Raw genomic sequence first — 18346 nt, 5'->3', positions numbered from 1 at the left:
TTGTCCCTTCACCGCAACAGCGTTGTCTCTCCGGAGCAGCGTTACGTCTTGCCGATGCCTCCAGGGGCGATGGTGATTTAGCCATGTGCCGCAAAGGATAGATAGGAGGGCGCCGCCATGTATATCCGTGAATCCATCAGGTTAGGGAGCGGGAGGTTATGGATTTTCCTGGTGGGGCTATTGCTCTGGGCTGATATAACCGTGGCGCTACCCGAATCCGTTCTGTTTGGGGGGGATGCCGCCTACCCGCCCCTGGAGTGGATGGAGCACAACCAGGCGCGCGGTTTCAATGTAGAGCTGGCGCGCGAGTTGGCTCGTATCGGCGGTCGTCGCGCGACCCATCGCCTGGGCAACTGGCCGGATACCGTTGCAGCACTGGAGCGGGGCGAGCTTGATGTGGTTCCCATGTACTACTCGCCCGAGCGCGCCCAGCGCTTTTTATTCACAACGCCCTACTACTACTCATCCCACGCCATCTATGCCCTTGAAGATGCCCCGCGCCTCACCTCGGTAGAGCAGCTTGCCGGTAAGCGTGTTGCGGTGGAGGAAGCCTCCTTTGCCCACCAGCAATTTCTCGCCAGCGACCATCCGCCGCGCTTGCAACTCACCACCAATACCCTGGCCGCGATCCAGGCTGTGGCCCAGGGGCAGGCGGACTATGCGGTATTGGCCAGTCTTGCCACTGAGCGACTGCTGCGCGATCACCAGTATCCGTTGCGGCGTATGGGCCCTCCATTCTGGGCACAGGGCTATGCATTTGCCATCAACCGCCATAAACCGGAAATCGCTGCCTGGTTGCAGGGTGCCCTGAATACGGCCATGGCTTCCGGTCGCTACCAGGAGCTGTACCAGGATTGGTCATCGGAGTTGGAACCCGCCGCCGCACCCCTGGCGCTGTTGCGCTTCCTGGGGGGAGGTGTAGCCGTATTGTTGGGGTTACTGCTATTGGGCGGTTCCTGGTACTGGAGCCTAAAGCGCACGGTTGCCCTGCGCACCCAGGAGTTGCGCCAGGCGTTGGAATTGCGTGAACAAGCCGAGGCGGAATTGCTGCACCTGGCCCATTTCGATAGCCAGACAGGCCTGTGTAAAACCCAGCGCTTTGTAGATCAGCTCGATGATTTTTTCCATTGCTCCCAGGCGCCGATCCGTGAATTAAAGGAAATACTGATTATCAAACTGGCCGACCTGGACACGATTGTGCGCACCTTTGGTTTTGCCCGCGCCGAAACCATCGTCAATGCGTTTGCGGTGCAGTTAAAAAATATTGAGGGCGGCCTCGCAGCTTATCTGGGGCGGGGTGTGTTTGCCTTATTCATGGATCGCTGCAATGCCACACAACTGCTCGATCAGCTCAGCCAGCGTATGAGCCAAACCGAGCCGGGGCTCAATGTACAACTGGTCGGTGGCTCGTCCTACTGGCCCGACCAGGGCCGCTCTGCCAGCAAATTATTGCGTCATGCCGAAACTGCCCTGGCCATGAGCCTGGCGCGCCACAAACGCTGGTTGGCCTATGAGCCGGATATGGAGCCCAGCCGCCTGGACCTGGATATTATCTCCCTGTTTATTGATGGCAATGTGCAGGGCATTTACCCCGTCTTCCAGCCGCAGTTGAACCTGCGTACCGGAAAAATCCACTCGGCCGAAGCGCTGGTGCGCTGGCATCATCCGCGACTCGGTTATGTACCCCCCATAGTCTTTATTCCGCTCTTGGAAAACTCCGGTTTAATTGAGCAGATTACCGCCGTCATGATCGACGAAGCGGTACGTGTTGCCGCAAAGTTGCGCGCAGCCAATCTCGCCTGCTCCATCAGCGTTAATGTCGCTGCCTATGACCTGACCGAAACCAATTTGCTGGACATCATCACCCAGGCGCTGGTGCGCCATCAGGGGCGTGCGGGCGATCTGCGTCTGGAGTTAACAGAGACCAGCGTGGCTGCAGATCCTCAGCGTGTGAAAAAAATGCTCACTCAGTTAAGTGAGCTGGGTGTCTACACCTCGGTTGATGATTTCGGCACAGGCTATTCTTCGCTCTCTTACCTCAGCCATTTCCCTATCAATGAACTCAAAATCGATCGCAGTTTTGTCGGGGATATGCTCATAAATCCACGCAACCACAGCATCGTCCGTTCCACACTGCTGATGGCGCGTGAGTTGGGCCTGGTAGCTGTTGCCGAAGGTGTAGAGGATGATAAAACCCTGCAAATGCTCAAACGGGAAGGTTGCGACCTGGCCCAGGGATACGTCATCGCCAAACCCCTGCCCGAACACCAATTTATCGAATTCATGCATGCCCATGCGCAAATAGGCTTTGAGGTAACCGGGCGCAATTAGGGATATGATCTTACGCGATCCTTCAATCTACCTATTTCACAGGAGCCATCCCAATAGTTCGTTGATCAAAGGCGTTGTCTGTGGTGTGCGTGTAGAAAATATCGAAGACCCATTAATGCAAAAAATACGTTTTCTCGACAAGCTGGTTGACGAATTGGCCAAGGGAAAGGCAATAGAGAAAATCCTGCGCTAGTCATGGTACCGCGGTCGTGGTTGGGTGAAGTTCCAAACGACTGAGCATGGCTCTACTCTTTCTCCCCAGTGTATTTTTTAAAAATTGGCCGAAAAACAACCTGGGCAGGTACTTTGGGTGGAGAAAAATACAAATTTTGCGGTAGAGTGCACATCATCATCTATCCCGGGTATTCAGCCCGGGTTGCCCAATGACCGCGATTATGGCGCTGTCGATAATAAATGCTGCGGAATTTTTAAACGCCTATGGGTTTTGTTCATCGTTTGTATCGACTGGGTGTGCTAATGGTGCTGCTGTGCTCCAGCCTGGTCGAAGCTGCCAATATCAATGGTGTTCGCGTATGGCGGGCTCCGGATCATACACGCATTGTGTTTGATCTCGACGGCCCTGTTGTGCACACGCTTTCAACCGCATCCAATCCTGAACGGGTTATTCTCGATATCACCAATGTAAAGCTCAATACGGGTACCCAGGGGCTGGCGTTGGCAGATACACCCATTAGCCAGATTCGCAGTTCCGTACAGAACCAGCGCGATCTGCGCTTGGTGTTGGATTTGAAAACCCGGGTGCGGCCCAACAGTTTCTCGCTCAAGGCCCATGGCACCATGCATGATCGATTGGTGCTGGACCTGCATGATCTAGCGCTGACGGAAACTACCGCAGCGGTTGCGCCCCAACCTGTGGTACCAGCGCCAGTCCCGTCACTGAATACACCCACGGCACAAGTGGCAAAACCGGCGCCGGCCCAGCCTGTGCGCCCAACACAGGAAATCAACGGCAAACGCAATATTGTGGTGGCAGTGGATGCCGGCCATGGCGGTGAAGACCCGGGTGCTATTGGTCCCAATCGACTGCGTGAAAAAGAAGTGACCCTGGCCATCTCCCGCGAGCTGGTTGCTGCGATCAATGCCCAGCCTGGCTTCAGTGCCAAGTTGACACGGACAGGCGATTATTTTATTCCCCTCAAAAAGCGCCGGGATATTGCCCGCACCATGAAGGCGGATTTATTCGTGTCCATTCACGCTGATGCCTTCACCCGTGCCAGCGCGCGCGGCGCCTCGGTATTTGCGTTGTCGCGCACCGGGGCGACATCCGAAACCGCCCGCTTTCTGGCTGAGAGGGAGAATGAGTCGGATTTGATCGGGGGGGTGGGCAGTATCAGCCTCGATGACAAGGATCAGGTGCTGGCAGGGGTGTTGGTGGATTTATCCATGACCGCCACCCTGAATTCCAGTTTGCAGGTGGGCAGCCATGTGCTGCGCTCCATGGGCGGGATCGCCCATTTGCATAAGCGCCAGGTAGAGCAGGCCGGGTTTATGGTGCTCAAATCTCCCGATGTGCCCTCCATCCTGGTGGAGACGGGATTTATTTCCAATCCCGATGAGGCGCGCAAACTGGCGACGCCGGCCTATCGCAAGCAAATGGCCGATGCGCTCTTTAAAGGCATCAAGCAATATTTTATGCAGCATCCACCGGCGGGGACCCTGCTCGCGGCCCAAATGGCGTCCGGCCAGGTTAAAGGTATTGAACGTGAGCACACGGTTGCCTCGGGTGATACACTCTCGGCCATTGCGATGCGCTACGGTGTCAGTGTCAACCAACTGATGCGCCACAATAGTATGCGCACCACCACCGTTAAAGTGGGCCAGACCTTAAAAATTCCTGCCAGTTGATTCCCATGCGCAAAATCAAACTCCTGAGTCCCCGCCTCGCTAACCAGATTGCTGCCGGTGAGGTGGTAGAGCGACCATCGTCAGTCATTAAAGAACTCCTGGAAAACAGCCTGGATGCGGGCGCTACGCGCCTGGATATAGAAATAGAGGACGGCGGCATCAAGCTGATGCGGGTGCGCGATAATGGCGGTGGTATCGATAAGGATGACCTGCCTTTGGCACTGAGCCGTCATGCCACCAGCAAAATCTATGAGTTGGATGATCTGGAAGCGGTAGCGACACTGGGGTTTCGCGGTGAAGCGTTGGCCAGTATCAGTTCGGTAGCCCGACTGGCGCTGGTTAGCAGTACCTCGGAGGATAGTGCCGGCTGGCAAGTCGTGGCCGAAGGGCGCGATATGGAAACCCAAATCTCTCCAGCACCCCACCCGCGCGGTACGACAGTTGAGGTGCGCGACCTGTTCTTCAATACGCCCGCCCGCCGCAAATTCCTGCGCAGTGAAAAGACCGAATACACCCACCTGGAAGACGTGGTAAAGCGCCTTGCCTTATCGCGCTTTGATGTCGCCTTTAATTTGCGCCATAACGGCCGCGCTATCTATGCCTGGCGTGCCGGCGATTCCCAACTGGAACAGGAGCGTCGCGTCGCCCAGGTATGCGGCCCGGCCTTTATGGAAAACGCTGTGTTTATCGAGATGGAGCGCGGTAGCTTGCGCCTGTGGGGGTGGGTTGCCCAGCCAACCTTTTCCCGTAGCCAGGCAGATTTGCAGCATTTTTATGTCAATGGCCGGGCGATTCGCGACAAGCTGGTCAGCCATGCGGTGCGCCAGGCTTATCAGGATGTGCTCTACCATGGCCGCCATCCGGCATTTGTACTCTACCTGGAGCTGGATCCGTCAACGGTGGATGTCAATGTGCATCCCACCAAGCACGAAGTGCGTTTCCGCGATAACCGTACCGTGCACGACTTTATCTATTCCAGCCTGCATCACGCCCTTGCCAAGGTTCGCCCGGAAGACACCCTGGCGCGTAAGGCTGCCGACCTTGGCGAGGACACTCCTGGAATTGCCCCCTATGCGGTCTCCCCGCGTCCGTTGGTAGAGGGGATTGCCGCGGGAGAATTCAAAGGCCAGGGCGCGATGAGTTTTGCCCCGTCCACCTCGGGCGGATATCGCCCGGGCTATACCTCTGTGTCGCCGGGAACAATACGCGAGCAAATGCACACTTATGGCGAATTACTGGCGTCGGCGGAGCCTGTGACCGCGCGTGCCTTACCGCAAACCCCCACAGAAGACATACCCCCTTTGGGCTATGCGCTTGCTCAACTTAAGGGCATTTATATCCTGGCAGAAAATGCCCAGGGCCTCATTGTGGTGGATATGCATGCTGCCCACGAGCGCATCACGTATGAGCGAATGAAAGCAGCCTATGCCCATGGCGGCCTGCAAACCCAGCCGCTCTTGGTACCTGAATCGATTGCTGTCAGCGAAAAAGAAGCCGATTGCGCCGAGCAGTTTGCCGATATTTTTAAAACCCTGGGATTTGAATTACAGCGCGCCGGCCCGGAGACACTGTTGATCCGCCAACTGCCGGTTATCCTCAATCGCGCACAGGCCGAGCAATTGGTGCGCGATGTGCTGTCTGACCTGATTGAACATGGCACCAGTGAGCGCATCCAGCACCACATCAATGAAATACTTGCCACCATGGCCTGCCATGGTTCGGTCCGCGCCAATCGCAAATTAACCATTCCTGAAATGAATGCGCTGTTGCGCGATATGGAGGCCACCGAGCGGAGTGGCCAATGCAACCATGGGCGGCCAACCTGGTTCCTGCAATCGCTGGATGAGCTCGACAAATTATTTATGCGTGGCCAGTAATTCATGGATAGTACGCGCCTGCCTGTTATTTTCCTGATGGGGCCAACGGCGTCGGGAAAAACCGATCTGGCAATGCGCCTGCGCGAACATTTGCCGGTGGAATTAATCAGTGTGGATTCGACCCTGGTATATCGGGGGATGGATATAGGCACCGCCAAGCCGTCACCGGAAGAACTGGCGGCAGCCCCCCATCGGTTAATCGATATTCGCGATCCGGCTGAGCCTTATTCGGTCGCTGATTTTTTAGTGGATGCCGAACGTGAGATTAGCGCTATCCACCGGCAGGGAAACATTCCATTGCTGGTGGGAGGCACCATGCTCTATTTTCGTGCGCTCCTTGATGGTCTGGCTCAGATGCCGGCTGCAGACACCAGCGTGCGCGCGCAAATTGAAGCCGATGCGGCACAATTCGGGTGGCCCTATGTACATCAACAACTCGCCGAGGTGGATCCAGATGTTGCCGCTGACATACACCCCAATCATTCCCAGCGCGTCAGTCGGGCATTAGAGGTTTATCGCGTCAGTGGCAAAACCATGACGCAATTGCGACGTGAACAACAGGCATCCGGCGATGTCAGAGCATTCGAAGATCGTTATTGCGTCCGGCAAATTGCAATAAGCCCGCGTGATCGCGCTATTTTGCACCAGCGTATAGAGCAGCGGTTTCACGCGATGTTAGCGCAGGGATTGGTCGAAGAGGTGCGCCGACTTTACCAGCGCGGCGACTTGCATACCGACCTTCCGGCAATCCGTGCAGTGGGGTATCGCCAGGTATGGGACTACCTTGATGACAAACTGCATTATGACGAAATGGTTGCACGTGGCATAATCGCAACCCGTCAGCTGGCCAAGCGGCAATTTACCTGGTTGCGCGGTTGGATGACGAATGAGGGCGCTCGGTCGACAAGTGAAAATAGTCAGCTACACTGGCTATACACTGAGACTGAACAGGGAAAACCACTGGCAAAGGAAGAAATTGTGCGTTGCGCCTTGAATTTTCTCAAGCCGACAGCCATATAATAGCCCAGTGAGAACCCTAGTCAGATTTTCATGCTTGTTTCCTCCCCTGCTCCTCAGGATGTACGAGGGGTTCTTGGAGGGTAAATTTTGTAGTCTTTTTTATTGTCCCGAGGAGAATAAACATGTCAAAAGGGCATAGTTTACAAGACCCTTACCTGAACGTTCTGCGCAAAGAGCGTGTGCCTGTATCGATTTACCTGGTAAACGGTATCAAGTTACAAGGCCAGGTTGAGTCCTTTGACCAGTTCGTTGTACTGCTCAAAAACACAGTAAGCCAAATGGTTTACAAACATGCTATCTCTACCGTTGTCCCGTCTCGTGCTGTTCGTGTTCCTTTGCTGAATGAAGCGGGCGGTGCTGAAGGCGAAGAAGACGAGCAAGCCGAGTAATTATCGCCCATAGATACTGCTCGAGGTCGCTAATTGTTTTTCGATCGCCCCGAATCAGGTGAACTGGCTGTGCTGGTTCACCTGAATTTGTCTCATGGCCAAGAAGCCGAAGATCCTCGTGAATTTGAAGAACTGGTGTTATCCGCTGGTGGTGACCCTGTTGCGTTCCTCACGGGTTCGCGCGTTACTCCCACAGCCAAATACCTGATCAGTACCGGTAAGCTGGAAGAATTACGCCAGCTGGTGCAAGAGCATAAAGCCGAACTGGCAATCTTTAATCACACCCTGACTCCCAGCCAGGAGCGCAACCTGGAAAAAGAATTGCAATGTCGAGTGCTTGATCGCACAGGCCTGATTCTGGATATTTTTGCCCAGCGTGCACGTACCTTTGAGGGTAAGTTGCAAGTCGAGCTGGCCCAGCTGCGCCATACCGCTACCCGGTTGATCCGCGGTTGGACCCACCTGGAGCGACAGAAAGGGGGAATAGGCCTGCGTGGCCCTGGTGAGACCCAACTGGAAACAGACCGGCGCTTATTGCGCAACCGGATTACACAAATTGAATCCAGGTTGGAAAAGGTGCGCTCGCAGCGTGAGCAGGGGCGCCGCTCGCGCCAGCGAGCAGCGATTCCGACAGTGTCTTTGGTGGGATATACCAACGCTGGCAAGTCGACGCTATTCAATCTCATCACCGGTGCGGAGGTGTACGCTGAGAACCAGTTGTTCGCTACCCTGGACCCCACCATGCGACGTATAGAGCTGGCAGATATTGGTGCGGTCGTACTGGCGGATACGGTGGGTTTTATCAGCCATCTCCCGCATCGCCTGGTGGAGGCATTTCGTGCCACGCTGGAAGAGGCCAGTAACTCCAGTTTGTTATTGCATGTGATAGATTCTGCAGCAGAGGAGCGCCTGCGTAATATTGAGCAGGTTGACCTGGTGCTGGAAGAGATAGGCGCAGCAGATTTACCGCAATTACGGGTTTACAACAAGCTTGATTTGTTAGAAGGTGCATCCCCGCAAATTGACCGCGATGATTCTGGCAAACCAATTGCCGTCTGGTTATCTGCCCAGACTGGGGTTGGCCTGGATTTGTTGGCCCAGGCAATTTCTGAACTGCTTGGCAAGGGGATTGTTGCCGGGAGCCTTGTGCTGGAGCCGCAGCAGGGGCGCTTGAGAGCCATGTTGTATAGCCAGCAAGCGGTAATAGATGAGCATTATCGCGATGATGGCAATCTTGAGATTTACATACGTTTACCCAAAGACGATTTGCTGCGTATTCTGAGTGCTTGTGGCACCCAATATGATTCACTTCTCTGGCTCGATCCGGGGGACGATGGGGAATTGCAAAATCCGGATGCGTCCCCAACCTAGCTTTACTTTGATCTGTGGAGACTGATTATGGCCTGGAATGAACCGGGAAAAGACAAAGACCCTTGGGGTAGTCGCAATAACAACGACGGGCCCCCAGACCTGGACGAGGCGTTTAAAAAGCTACAGGACAAGCTGAACGGCATGTTTGGTGGTGGCGGTGGTTCCAAGCGGGGCTCGGGAGGCTCCGGGTTTGGTTTTATGGCTGTTATCGCCCTCATTATCGCGGCTGTGTTCTATGTGGCTGTGGGTGTCTATCAGGTGGATGCAAAAGAGCGTGCTGTGGTGCTGCGCTTTGGTGCCTTTGCGGATATCAAGGGGGAGGGCCTTAATTGGCGCTGGCCGTTGATTGAGCAGGTGATCATTGTGAATACCACCTCAGCGCGCCAGTACTCTTCCAAGGGCTTGATGCTTACAGAAGATGAAAGCATTGTTGAATTGCCTTTGACGGTCCAGTACAACGTGGCGGATGTCAAAGCCTTTGCGCTGAATGTCCGCGACCCTGAGACCAGCCTGCGCCATGCAACAGACTCTGCGGTGCGCCATGTGGTGGGCTCTTCGGAGTTAAACCAGGTGTTGTCCGAAGGCCGCCAGGCTATTGCCGCCGAGGTTCAGCGTCGCCTCCAGGCTTATTTGGAGGCCTATGGTGCTGGTATTAACGTTATGAACGTCAATATCCAGGAAGCTCGTCCTCCACAGGAGGTTCGTGCGGCCTTTGACGATGTTATTAAGGCTAAAGAAGATGAGTCCCGCCTGAAAAGCCAGGCACAAGCTTACTCCAACGCGGTTATTCCCGAAGCCCGCGGTAGGGCTCAGCGTATGATGGAAGAGGCCGAAGCCTATAGGGCTGAAGTTATTGCCCGTGCTGAGGGTGAAACGGACCGCTTTGAAAACCTGTTAGCAGAGTATAAGCGGGCGCCGGAAGTCACGCGCGAGCGTCTCTACCTTGATGCGGTAGAGAGTGTCATGGGAAGTGCATCCAAAGTAATGGTTGATGTTAAGGGCGGCAATAATATGATCTATTTACCGCTGGATCGTATGGGAGGGGCTCGCTCAGTGAAGTCTGTCGATTCTTCTCCCGCACCGCTGGATCCCTACAACACCCGATCCATGCAACCTGCTGAAACTCTCGTCAGCCCCAGTGTTCGCCGGGAGGTGCGCTAATGTCTAGTAAAGGTCTTTTCGCAGCATTCTTGCTGTTCCTGGGGACTATCATTGCCTTTAACAGCCTCTATGTTGTGACTGAATATGAGCGTGCTGTTGTCCTCCAGTTCGGTCGCCTGGTTGATATGGACGTTAAGCCCGGGCTCCATGCAAAAATCCCTTTTGCTGAAAAAGTGCGCAAGTTTGATGGCCGTTTGTTAACGGCTGACATGGTAGAGGCCAGTTTCTTTACCGTTGAGAACAAGCGTTTGATTGTGGATTCCTACATCAAATGGCGCATTCTGGACGTGGAGGCCTACTACAAGGCTACAGGCGGTGTTGAGGACCTTGCGGTTGATCGCCTTGCCCAGCGTGTTGCCGATGGCCTGCGCAACCAGTTTGGTCGCCGTACCCTGCACGATGTGGTTTCGGGTAAACGCGATGAGTTGATGAAAGAAATTACCCAAAGCATTAATGAAGAAGCCATCAAACTGCTGGGTGTTGAGGTTAAGGATATTCGCGTCAAGCGTGTCGATTTCCCGGCGGAAGTGAGTCGCCCTGTGTACGATCGTATGGCGGCCGACCGGGAAAAAGAAGCGCGTGAATATCGCGCCCAGGGTAAAGAACAGGCTGAGGTTATCAGTGCTGATGCTGACAAGCAGCGTGCCGTGCTTGAAGCGAATGCCTTCCGCGATGCCGAGCGTATTCGCGGTGAGGGTGATGCCAAAGCGGCGGCTATTTATGCGGCTGCCTTTAGTAAGGATCCGGAGTTCTACAGCTTTGTGCGTAGCCTCAATGCGTACAAAACCAGTTTTGGAACCAAAGATGATCTGATGGTCATAGACCCTAACAGTGACTTCTTCCGTTACCTGAAAAACGCCAAAGGTAAGAACTGAGATAAGGCTCAAGGGCGAGGAGGCGGGGTAAATTTAGCCTGTCAATCTTCGCCCAAAGAGTGTTAAAATGCTGCAACCGAGCCAGAAGCTCGGTTTTTTTATGTGTGCGTCCCTATCATGAGCCTGGTAGGTGAACACTGCGCGTTACAGTCTGAGGTTTTTATGTGGGAAGAGCTGGGTCGGGCATTCTGTCTCATGCTGGTGCTCGAGGGCATCATTCCCTTTCTCTACCCCGCCCGTTGGCGCCGCCTGGTGGCCAGTCTGGCCGAGGTAACTGATAAACAGTTACGCTCTATGGGTCTGGTATCCATGGCCATAGGGGTTGGTTTGTTATACCTGATTAATTAAATAGGATGGTTAGAGTCGTCATGACCTATGCCGATCGTTGGCTTTTGCCGGAAGGGGTTGAAGAAATCCTGCCGGGGGAGGCCAAAGCAATAGATAGCCTGCGCCGCAAGTTGCTGGATCTCTACAGCGCTTGGGGTTATGACATGGTTATCCCTCCCTTGCTTGAATACACTGACTCGCTTTTGACCGGGTCCGGGCGGGATATAGATCTGCTGACACTTAAAGTCACTGATCAGTTATCTGGCCGCACCCTCGGAATCCGGGCTGATATTACCCCGCAAACGGCGCGTATGGATGCCCATAGTTTTAATCGCCAGGGCGCTAATCGTCTCTGTTATGCCGGTCATGTCGTACATGCCCGGCCCAAGAACCCGCTTGCCACCCGAACTCCCATCCAGGCGGGAATCGAGTTTTATGGCGAAGCGGATTTGGCTGCCGATATTGAGGTGGTTTCACTGTTGCTGGAATCGCTGCAGGTCGCAGGACTGCCACGCTTGCACATAGACCTGGGGCATGTGGGAATCTACCGTGCCATCGCAAATGATGCCGGTTTGACTACTGCGCAGGAACAAGAGTTCTTTGAGTTGTTGCAGCGCAAGGCCGTGACAGAGATTCACGCTTGGGTAGAGGCGAATATTCCGTCTGCCGATAAAGCGGCTGCCTTTATCCTCCTGCCTTCACTGGCTGGTGGCATAGAGGTGCTTGATCGGGCGCGCAGCCAATTTGCCCATCTGCCTCAAGTAATCGACGCTCTCGATCATTTGCAGCAGTTGGCTGCCGTGGTGATGGCCCGCTACCCCAGCGCTGAGCTTTATTTTGATCTGGGTGAGGTTCGTGGTTATCACTACCTGACCGGGATTGTATTTGCCGCATTTGCACCGGGTTATGGTAACCCGATAGCCAGTGGTGGCCGTTACGATCATATTGGTGAAGTATTTGGACGGGCTCGTCCAGCGACCGGTTTTGCTGTCGATATCACCGCGCTAAGCAAGCTGGGATTCATTGGACAGCATGATGTTTCTGCGATTGCTGTTGAGGTCAATCAGGATCCACAACAGTGGGCGGCGATTAAAGCGCTTCGCGCGCGTGGTGAGCGGGTTATCCAGCTAACACCCGCCGGCCAATTGGCAGAGTTGAAGTGCGATCGGCAGTTGTTATTGCTGGACGGCAAGTATCAGGTAGTCCCGCTCCAGTGAGCGGGCTATGTCTCAATTGTTTATCAAAGTACAGAGAGTTAAACCAGTCATGGGTAAAAATGTCGTGGTATTGGGCACCCAATGGGGTGATGAAGGCAAGGGTAAAATCGTTGACCTGCTGACCGACCAGGTGTCGCTGGTGACTCGTTTCCAGGGTGGCCACAATGCCGGCCATACCTTGGTGATTGACGGGAAGAAAACCGTTCTCCACCTGATTCCCTCGGGAATACTGCGTGAGGGGGTCACCTGTATGATTGGCAATGGCGTGGTACTGTCTCCCGAAGCTTTGTTAAAAGAGATTAATGAGCTGGAAGCGACAGGTGTGCCTGTTCGCCAGCGTTTGCGTCTCTCACCCGCTTGCCCGTTGATTCTTTCCTATCATGTTGCCCTTGACCAGGCGCGCGAAGCTGCCCGTGGTGATGCCAAAATCGGTACAACCGGCCGTGGCATTGGCCCTGCCTATGAGGACAAAGTGGCTCGTCGCGGTTTGCGCCTCGGCGACCTGGCAGACATGGGACGTTTTGCCGTTAAGCTGAAAGAAATACTCAAGTTCCACAATTTTGTATTGGCAAACTACTTCAAGGCCCCGGAAGTAGACTATGACAAAACCCTGGCAGATTGTGCCGCCTGGGCTAAAGAATTGCTGCCTATGATGGCTGATGTCACAGAGCAGTTGCACGCTGCACGCGAATCCGGTCAAAGTATCCTGTTTGAAGGTGCACAGGGCTCCTTGCTTGACATTGACCATGGTACTTACCCCTTTGTTACCTCTTCCAACACCACTGCCGGCGGCACTGCAACAGGCTCTGGCTTTGGCCCTCTCTATCTGGACTATGTACTGGGCATTACCAAGGCCTATACCACCCGCGTAGGCTCGGGCCCTTTCCCTACTGAGCTTGATTGTGAAGTGGGGGCTTATCTCGGTGAAAAAGGCCATGAATTTGGTGCCACGACCGGGCGTAAGCGCCGTTGTGGCTGGTTTGATGCAGTGGCGGTGCGCCATGCTAACCGTATTAACAGTGTTACAGGCCTCTGTCTTACCAAGCTGGATGTACTGGATGGCTTGAAAACGGTAAAGATCTGCATTGGTTACCAGGATGGTCAGGGCAATCCAGTAGGGATTCCCTACGATGCCGAGGGTTGGGCAGATGTACAACCTATTTATGAAGAGATGCCTGGCTGGAGTGAGTCCACTGTAGGTGCCAAGAGCCTTGACGACCTTCCTGCCAATGCACGCGCTTATATTGAGCGCCTGCAAGAGTTGATCAAAACCCCAATCGATATTATTTCTACAGGTCCGGATCGGGTCGAGACTATCGTTCTGCGCCACCCCTTTGCAGAATAATCCCCCCTCTTCATTTCATCTTCCTAAACCCGCGATAAGCGGGTTTTTTATATTTAAAAATTGTTGTTGCCAGTAATTTTAAGTCACTCCTTATTGACAGCGCTGTCATTTTGGTGTGGCGCCAGCGGCCAAATAGTTAATAAAAATACTTATAGTCAGATTGACATATACTTGTGTGCAAGACTATTATTGAGATACCGATGATCTGCACGACAAGTACACCAGTTTTAATAGTGAAAATAAAATTGCGTGTGGAAATTCGAATAAACCGCAAAAAACATAATGTTAATTAAAAGGGGTTGGCTATGGTTTTCCATAAAAAACAATCAGCTATAAACAGCAAACAAAACCTGGTTTTTAAAAAATCGATGTTGGCAATGTGCGTTATGGCATTTAGTGCGCCTGGTTTTGCTCAGACAGAGCAAGGTCCAGCTGTAAGTGATGGTTCGGTTGAAGAAATTATTGTTACCGGAATGCGTCAAAATTTGCAGAATGCGCAAGACTTGAAGCGTAATGCAAATACTTTCGTTGATTCTATTACTGCTACAGATATTGGCTCATTACCGGATCGCTCAGTGCTAGAAGCTATGCAGCGTTTGCCAGGTGTTTCTATCGAGCGATTCCAGGCTGCAGATGATCCAGATCACTTTTCTGTAGAAGGCTCTGGAGCAGTAATTCGTGGTATGACTGCTACACGTTCAGAGTTTAATGGTCGCGACTCCTTTACTGCCGACTCAGGTCGTGGCTTATCATTCCAAGATGTTCCACCTGAGTTAATGTCAGGTGTTGATATTTATAAAAATCAATCTGCAGACCTAATTGAAGGCGGTATTGGTGGTACTGTTAGTTTGCGCACTCGTAAGCCATTTGATCAAGATGGTCGTTTAGTTGCATTTACTGCGGATGGTACATGGGGTGATATTGCTGAAGAGTTAAAGCCCTCAATATCAGGTTTGTTTAGTGATCGTTGGGATACTAATGTTGGTGAATATGGTTTTTTAATCAATATTGCACATTCAGAACTTGTTGGTGTATCTCACGGTATTCAGTCTGATGTGTATAAGAAATTTGATGCTGCTGGTATTAAAGGTGCGGAGGCTTTTGTAGGTGAAGATGGCCAAGGCACTGTGTGGATGCCTCAGGGAGCAAATTTGCTGATGAAGGAAGATCAGCGTGAGAGAAAGGGCCTTGCAACTGCATTTCAGTGGAAAGACCATGATAGTAAATACTTGGTCACCGCTGAATATATTCGATCAGAAGCTAATTTAGATTGGTGGGAAAATGCCTTGAAATATCAAGGTGGCTATAAAGACTCCGATCGCAATACACGTCCTTATGGTGATACGGCATTCAGCTTTACTGATAATGGTTTATTTGAGTCTGGCTTCATGTCACATGCTAATGGTGCGTGGCGTGCAACTAGTGAGATCGGTCCAGTGATTGGCACTAAGGAAAATGGTGATCCTCTTTATTTGGAGAGTGTGAATACTCGTTATCCAAACCCTTATAGTGGTATGCCAACAACGGCGACTGGAGTAGGCGGTATTTCCAATTTTGGCCATAAGTTCCAATTGGACACTCGTGGACAGTCTAATAATACTTTGGTTGAGGATATGTCTCTCAACTTGAAGTGGACTCCTGATGATGCCTGGACGATTGATTTGGATTATCAGCATATTAAGGCTGAAACGGAAGTCGATGATTTGGCTGTACATTTAGCAGTTGCCGCACTACAGAAATATGATTTATCGGGTGATACTCCTCATTTGACACTGATCAATCCATGGAATGGTATTCGTGACGCTAACCCAGATAATTACAACAACGATGTAGTACGTCCTGGTTGGACTGGTGATCCTGAGGGTGATGCAAATTATTTTAGTGATATTACTAGCTATTGGTATCGTTCTGCGATGGATCATTATGAGCGTTCTGATGGTACGTCAGATGCTATTCGCATGGATATTAAGTATGAATTTGAAAATGCTGGCTTAATTAAGAGTATTCAAGGTGGTTATCGCTTTGCAGAACGTGATCAAACAGTGCGCTCTACCAGTTATGGTTGGGGATCGATAGCGCCAGAGTATAGTGCCGGTACACTTTATCTTGATCATGTCCCAGAGCAATCAAGCTATTACAGCAGTGTTGATTGGTCTAATTTCCATCGTGGAGGTGCTTTGGATATAGAGGGCGGTAACTCACTTTACTTTATTAATCGTAATGTGGTTGCAGACTTGCGCAGTAATCCAGATTGTAATGGTTCACGTTATAAAAAATCACCAGGAGGAAGCTATACACCTTATGCATGTCGTGAAGGAGTAGATAGTCAATTCGGTATTTTCTTACCAAGTGAAATTACCAATACGATCGAAAGAAATAATGCAGCTTATGTGAGAGTTGATTTTGGATCAGAAGATACTGAGCTGCGCTTTAATGGTAATGTTGGTGTTCGCTATGTTGAAATAGAGCGTCGCTCTACGGGTTATGTGCGTTCGGCAGAGCTGGATAGAAATCTAACAGCGTCAGACGCTATACCTGCATCATCTGGATTACCATCTGTGTTAACTGGCACTCAAGTATTGGCATATGCAGACACGTTAATTGCTGCTGGTGATTATATTGATTATCCGGATTTTTTCTCAAAAAACAGTTGGGCCAATCAAGCGTGGAACTACTTGCCTGAATCAGATCGCCGTTATGGCGCGATGGGATCAGGTTGGAGTACTGCCAAAGATACTTATGATGCATTTTTGCCAAGCCTTAATATTAAGGTTGAATTGACAGATGATCTCATTGGTCGCTTTGCTGCATCGAAAGCTATTGCGTTACCGGATATGAGCTTAGTGCGTAATAATATTAGTATTGGTACGAATGGATACGACAAGAATGAAAGGCAGGTCTCTATCGTTGATCGTGATGATCAGGGAAATATCAATTATGATGGTGATGGCAACCCCTTAATGCGACCATTTACTTACACGGAGTCTACCTATATTGGTGACTGGACTGGTTCAGGTGGAAATACCTATCTGAAGCCTATGGAGTCCGTACAATATGATGTTTCCTTGGAGTATTATTTCGCTAGTGCTGGATCGCTGACTGCAACTTATTTTTACAAAGATTTGTCCAATTTCTTTGTGCATGGTGCAAGTAGACAGGCTATCCCTCATCCAATCAATACTGGTGAGGTACGTTATGTTGATGTTGTGTCTACCCGTAATGGTGGTGATGGCAGCATGCAGGGCATTGAGCTGGCTTATCAACAGTTTTTTGATTTCTTGCCTGAACCATTTGATGGATTGGGCATGCAGGCTAATTACACTTGGATTGAAGCATCTGGTGTGCCTAATAATGAAGAAGACTATGAGGATGCTGACTGGACGCAACCAGGTAGTGAAAATGATACCGGCGCTCGTGTTAATCTGACTACAGTTCCTTTGCAGGGACAGTCTAAACACACAGCTAACCTGGTGTTAATGTATGAGAAGAATGATTGGTCCGCTCGTCTTGCATATAACTGGCGCTCTAAGTATTTGCTCACTACGCGAGATGTGATTTCCAAGTATCCTTTATGGAATGATGACGCAGGATTTTTGGATGGGTCGCTGTTTTATAACATTAATGACAACATTACCATTGGTCTCCAAGCAACAAACCTTTTAGATACTCAATCTAAAACTATCATGATTTTGGATGATGGTGGTACTGAGGCAGGACGCAGTTGGTTTATTCAGGATCGCCGTTATTCTTTTATCATGCGGGCCAAGTTCTAATACTTCGCTTGTCAAAAGCCCTGCTATTGCAGGGCTTTTTTCTTTTTGAAAGATGGCTCGTTCGATTATCGTTAAGATGGAAATTTATCAAGGTGATTCTACAGTGAGGTAAGATTTATTTACTCCTCTTCCGCACAACCCTTTTCCCCAGCCGGTAACTTTTCCAACCGAACATTCGCGATACTTACGGTAAATTTTCCATCGGTGGTAATGGAAAATGGGCCGTTTATTTTGCTTAGGTCGAAGTTGTCACTTTTGAAGCAGTTCAGTGGAATCGGTAGGGAGAACCACTCCCCCCTGGGCATGGCACTGATCATTTTGCGGATTTGTACTTCGGCGCGGCAGGGATAGCCGCAATCCATTCCTACCTTGACGTCTTTATCCGGTTTTACATCGACGCGCATATCTATGGTTAATGATGCTGCATCCTTGTATTTACTGAGATCAATAGCGTTGCCGTAAACAGAAAAGCTGCCCTGGACTTTTTTGCGTGGTGCCCAGGTCAGTTGCAGGGCGTCGCCGTCCTGTTGGAATGTGGTGGTGCCGACGGTTAGTTTGCCGCTTTTGGATTTTCCATTGCGATTTTCAATGGATGTTGACCAATTGCTGGGATCACCGACCTGGATACCGCGAGCGACAGGATGGCCCTTGTCGATGTAGAAAAAATCAGGATTAAGTTGCTGGGCTTCAACCGCGGGAATCATCAGGAAGCTACTACAGATGAGTACATAAAGCTTATCGCGCATGATGTTGACCTCAAATTATTATTGGGTGTTGTGAGTTGCCTATGCATG

14 protein-coding genes are annotated in these 18346 nt (G+C 51.5%); 13 read left to right on the top strand and 1 reads right to left on the bottom strand.

Annotated features, from left to right (window positions below):
• The first annotated feature begins 117 nt into the window (after window positions 1-117).
• The 13 genes from CJA_RS14845 to CJA_RS14785 all read left to right on the top strand — a co-directional run bounded on the left by CJA_RS14845 (window position 118) and on the right by CJA_RS14785 (window position 17552).
• Window positions 118-2331 carry a putative bifunctional diguanylate cyclase/phosphodiesterase gene (locus CJA_RS14845; protein WP_012488663.1) on the top strand — a complete coding sequence of 738 codons (2214 nt, stop codon included), beginning with the start codon at window positions 118-120 and terminating at the stop codon, window positions 2329-2331.
• Window positions 2332-2335: 4 nt separating this feature from the next.
• Window positions 2336-2524, top strand: coding sequence for a DUF2200 family protein (locus CJA_RS14840; protein ID WP_012488662.1), 189 nt, complete (start codon window positions 2336-2338; stop codon window positions 2522-2524).
• Window positions 2525-2769: 245 nt separating this feature from the next.
• Complete coding sequence (locus tag CJA_RS14835; RefSeq protein ID WP_041551585.1) at window positions 2770-4197, top strand: N-acetylmuramoyl-L-alanine amidase; 1428 nt, start codon at window positions 2770-2772, stop codon at window positions 4195-4197.
• A gap of 5 nt (window positions 4198-4202) precedes the next feature.
• On the top strand, window positions 4203-6074 hold the full coding sequence (gene mutL / locus CJA_RS14830) for a DNA mismatch repair endonuclease MutL (protein ID WP_041551584.1): 1872 nt from the start codon (window positions 4203-4205) through the stop codon (window positions 6072-6074).
• A gap of 3 nt (window positions 6075-6077) precedes the next feature.
• Complete coding sequence (gene miaA / locus CJA_RS14825; RefSeq protein WP_012488658.1) at window positions 6078-7094, top strand: tRNA (adenosine(37)-N6)-dimethylallyltransferase MiaA; 1017 nt, start codon at window positions 6078-6080, stop codon at window positions 7092-7094.
• A gap of 122 nt (window positions 7095-7216) precedes the next feature.
• On the top strand, window positions 7217-7483 hold the full coding sequence (gene hfq / locus CJA_RS14820; RefSeq protein ID WP_012488657.1) for an RNA chaperone Hfq: 267 nt from the start codon (window positions 7217-7219) through the stop codon (window positions 7481-7483).
• A gap of 33 nt (window positions 7484-7516) precedes the next feature.
• Window positions 7517-8854 carry a ribosome rescue GTPase HflX gene (hflX, locus tag CJA_RS14815; RefSeq protein WP_012488656.1) on the top strand — a complete coding sequence of 446 codons (1338 nt, stop codon included), beginning with the start codon at window positions 7517-7519 and terminating at the stop codon, window positions 8852-8854.
• Window positions 8855-8881: 27 nt separating this feature from the next.
• Complete coding sequence (hflK, locus tag CJA_RS14810) at window positions 8882-10015, top strand: FtsH protease activity modulator HflK (protein ID WP_012488655.1); 1134 nt, start codon at window positions 8882-8884, stop codon at window positions 10013-10015.
• Window positions 10015-10890, top strand: a complete 876-nt coding sequence (hflC, locus tag CJA_RS14805; protein ID WP_012488654.1) for a protease modulator HflC — start codon at window positions 10015-10017, stop codon at window positions 10888-10890. Before hflK ends, hflC begins: the two co-directional genes overlap by 1 nt.
• Window positions 10891-11007: 117 nt before the next feature.
• Entirely contained in the window at window positions 11008-11238 is a 231-nt protein-coding gene (locus CJA_RS14800; RefSeq protein WP_238526778.1) for a DUF2065 domain-containing protein, read from the top strand.
• Window positions 11239-11258: 20 nt separating this feature from the next.
• Window positions 11259-12434 (top strand): ATP phosphoribosyltransferase regulatory subunit, encoded by a 1176-nt coding sequence (locus CJA_RS14795; protein WP_041551583.1) that lies wholly within the window; start codon window positions 11259-11261, stop codon window positions 12432-12434.
• A gap of 49 nt (window positions 12435-12483) precedes the next feature.
• Window positions 12484-13779 (top strand): adenylosuccinate synthase, encoded by a 1296-nt coding sequence (locus CJA_RS14790; protein WP_041551582.1) that lies wholly within the window; start codon window positions 12484-12486, stop codon window positions 13777-13779.
• Between the two features lie 305 nt (window positions 13780-14084).
• Window positions 14085-17552 carry a TonB-dependent receptor gene (locus tag CJA_RS14785; RefSeq protein ID WP_012488650.1) on the top strand — a complete coding sequence of 1156 codons (3468 nt, stop codon included), beginning with the start codon at window positions 14085-14087 and terminating at the stop codon, window positions 17550-17552.
• A 119-nt stretch (window positions 17553-17671) separates the two neighbouring features.
• On the opposite strand, the gene CJA_RS14780 is transcribed toward CJA_RS14785, so the two are convergent.
• Complete coding sequence (locus CJA_RS14780; RefSeq protein ID WP_041551581.1) at window positions 17672-18298, bottom strand: putative glycoside hydrolase; 627 nt, start codon at window positions 18296-18298, stop codon at window positions 17672-17674.
• Window positions 18299-18346: the final 48 nt, after the last annotated feature.

It is taken from the genome of Cellvibrio japonicus Ueda107 (genome assembly GCF_000019225.1).
Classification (GTDB): Bacteria; Pseudomonadota; Gammaproteobacteria; order Pseudomonadales; family Cellvibrionaceae; genus Cellvibrio; species Cellvibrio japonicus.
The sequence above is the reverse complement of the archived record's forward strand: the minus strand, read 5'-3'. Positions and strand labels throughout refer to the sequence as shown.

Bases quoted from the DNA above. Each gene is read 5' to 3' on its own strand.
- CJA_RS14845 (WP_012488663.1), top strand. From the start codon at position 118: ATGTATATCCGTGAATCCATCAGGTTAGGGAGCGGGAGGTTATGGATT.
- CJA_RS14840 (WP_012488662.1), top strand. From the start codon at position 2,336: ATGATCTTACGCGATCCTTCAATCTACCTATTTCACAGGAGCCATCCC.
- CJA_RS14835 (WP_041551585.1), top strand. From the start codon at position 2,770: ATGGGTTTTGTTCATCGTTTGTATCGACTGGGTGTGCTAATGGTGCTG.
- mutL (WP_041551584.1), top strand. From the start codon at position 4,203: ATGCGCAAAATCAAACTCCTGAGTCCCCGCCTCGCTAACCAGATTGCT.
- miaA (WP_012488658.1), top strand. From the start codon at position 6,078: ATGGATAGTACGCGCCTGCCTGTTATTTTCCTGATGGGGCCAACGGCG.
- hfq (WP_012488657.1), top strand. From the start codon at position 7,217: ATGTCAAAAGGGCATAGTTTACAAGACCCTTACCTGAACGTTCTGCGC.
- hflK (WP_012488655.1), top strand. From the start codon at position 8,882: ATGGCCTGGAATGAACCGGGAAAAGACAAAGACCCTTGGGGTAGTCGC.
- hflC (WP_012488654.1), top strand. From the start codon at position 10,015: ATGTCTAGTAAAGGTCTTTTCGCAGCATTCTTGCTGTTCCTGGGGACT.
- CJA_RS14800 (WP_238526778.1), top strand. From the start codon at position 11,008: ATGAGCCTGGTAGGTGAACACTGCGCGTTACAGTCTGAGGTTTTTATG.
- CJA_RS14795 (WP_041551583.1), top strand. From the start codon at position 11,259: ATGACCTATGCCGATCGTTGGCTTTTGCCGGAAGGGGTTGAAGAAATC.
- CJA_RS14790 (WP_041551582.1), top strand. From the start codon at position 12,484: ATGGGTAAAAATGTCGTGGTATTGGGCACCCAATGGGGTGATGAAGGC.
- CJA_RS14785 (WP_012488650.1), top strand. From the start codon at position 14,085: ATGGTTTTCCATAAAAAACAATCAGCTATAAACAGCAAACAAAACCTG.
- CJA_RS14780 (WP_041551581.1), bottom strand. From the start codon at position 18,298: ATGCGCGATAAGCTTTATGTACTCATCTGTAGTAGCTTCCTGATGATT.